Here is a 2012-nt window from a genome sequence, read left to right on the forward strand (position 1 = left end):
AGGGCGTCTTCAGTCCAAGAAGGTGTTCGTACAGCGCTGTGTCTTTCATGGCACGGTCAATCAATTTGGAAAACTGAATTGTGCTGGAGTGAAGGAAAATTCACAGTGGATTCGACGAAGAACCCAAAAAGTAACGTTTTTTGGCAACACGGACAATGTGAATTTTGGATGGTTTGCCTATGACTCAACCGATGGCCACCCGAAAAAGTGTTACCCGATTTTGAACCACGCCTTGCATTGCATTGCAGTTCCCCTCCTTCGAGTCCCTCTATCCGTTCACTGGACTACCCAATGCTGAAGTATTCATTCTCGATAAAGCTGTTGGCACTCACGCTCGGAATCGCGGCAGGTAGCACTGTTTATGCACTTACTCTATATGAGGCAACTGAAATTGAGAAAAAGGCGATTAAATTTGCGATTGACAAGGATTACAAGTCAGCGTTTCGTATTGTTCGCGAAATGATCGAAAAAGCTGAGGCATCAGGCGAAGCAGGAACGGCCAGGTTCGGCTATCGCATTCTTCAAGGGCGCAATCTGATTGCAAACGAGGCGCTCGCCGATATAACAACACCAAAGATTGCACGCGTCGTTTGTGAAAAAGGTTTTGACGAAGGCATGGCACAAATGGAAACGACGCTGAACTCCAAGTTGGCCGGTGCTGCAGATCGGAGCGTTTATTCGCAAAAGGCCGCTGTACTGAAGGCCATTATGGAGAAATACGGCGCACAGAAGGTTGGTGCATGTATAGCGCTTTCCAGCGATACCACTGTAGAGGAGCAGGCTATTGCTGCTTTGAAGGCAGAAGAGGAGCGGGCTATTGCTGTTTTGAAGGCAGAAGAGCAGCGGACACTCAAGTTTAAGGAGGCTGAAGAAGAGGCTGAGCAGAAGCGATTGATCGCGGAAAGGGCCAAAGCTGCCCCCGGTGTTCTTCGTAACAACTGGAGCACGGAATTGTTCTGTGAAAATTATGGCGAGTTCCTGCGTGGCACCACCCCTTCAGCGCTGGCGGGATTGAAGACCGCTGACACTTTGTTCCGGGCTGAGGCAATCCGGCGAGGATTGTCCTTCGACAGAAAACTTGTCATGGAACAGAAAATCCGCATTGGAATGTCTGAGTGTGGCGTTTACGCGGCCTGGGGGACTCCTTCCGACGTCAATAGGACTGTGGGTTCCTGGGGAGTGCACAAGCAGTTTGTTTACGGATCAAGCGGATCGAGTAGGAACTACATCTATATCCAGAACGGCCGTGTGTCTTCGTTTCAGGATTGAAAATCTCTGCATAACGGGTTCCGGGGAGCGATGGAACAGTGAACCAATCCGACCATCAAACAACCTAACCGCCAACGCAGAGAACCCCATCACGGTCAGTGACTGTACGCATGACCAACGAATTCAAAAGTTTGACGTGGTTCAAAAAGTAACGTTTTTGGGTAACACGGACAATGTGAATTTTGGATGGTTTGCCTATGACTCAATCGAAGGCCACCCGAAAAAGTGTTACCCGGTTTTGAACCACGCCTTTTGTTCACCCCGGCGGCACCCATAGGCCTGGCTCAGGGCGTGCGGCCCACCATATCGCCGGGAACCACCCACTCATCGAACTGTTCTCCCGTGACGTAGCCGGATGCCAGCGCGGCCTCGCGCAGGCTGCTGCCCTCCTTGTGCGCTTTTTTGGCGATGAAAGCCGCCTTGTCGTAACCGATGTGCGGGTTCAGCGCGGTCACCAGCATCAGCGAGCGCTCCACCAGCTCGGCGATGCGGTCGCGATTCGGCTCGATGCCCACCGCGCAGTGGTCGTTGAAGCTGACCATGCCGTCGGCCAGCAGGCGCACCGACTGCTGGAAGTTGTGCGCAATCATGGGCCGAAAGACATTGAGCTCGAAGTTGCCTGACGCGCCGCCGAAGTTAATGGCCACGTCGTTGCCAAACACCTGGCAGCACAGCATCGTCACCGCTTCGCTCTGCGTCGGGTTGACCTTGCCCGGCATGATGGACGAGCCCGGCTCGTTTTC

The 2012-nt window shown here is 52.9% G+C and carries 3 protein-coding genes; 2 read left to right on the top strand and 1 reads right to left on the bottom strand.

Features of this window, described 5'->3' with window-relative positions; translation table 11 throughout:
• Positions 1-298, top strand: a 298-nt coding sequence (locus tag ACESMT_RS05200) for a hypothetical protein (RefSeq protein ID WP_372825510.1), incomplete at its 5' end; no start/stop codon positions are given.
• On the top strand, positions 292-1269 hold the full coding sequence (locus tag ACESMT_RS05205; protein ID WP_372825511.1) for a hypothetical protein: 978 nt from the start codon (positions 292-294) through the stop codon (positions 1267-1269). The genes ACESMT_RS05200 and ACESMT_RS05205, both read left to right, overlap by 7 nt.
• A gap of 284 nt (positions 1270-1553) precedes the next feature.
• Here the strand turns inward: ACESMT_RS05205 and ACESMT_RS05210 are convergent.
• A partial coding sequence (locus ACESMT_RS05210) for a lyase family protein (RefSeq protein WP_372825512.1) occupies positions 1554-2012 on the bottom strand: 459 nt, incomplete at its 5' end.

Origin of the sequence: Polaromonas sp., assembly GCF_041689105.1 — a bacterium.
In the GTDB taxonomy this organism is placed as follows: Bacteria; Pseudomonadota; Gammaproteobacteria; order Burkholderiales; family Burkholderiaceae_C; genus Polaromonas.

Excerpts from the sequence above, each read along its gene's own strand:
- ACESMT_RS05205 (WP_372825511.1), top strand. The coding sequence starts at position 292 with ATGCTGAAGTATTCATTCTCGATAAAGCTGTTGGCACTCACGCTCGGA.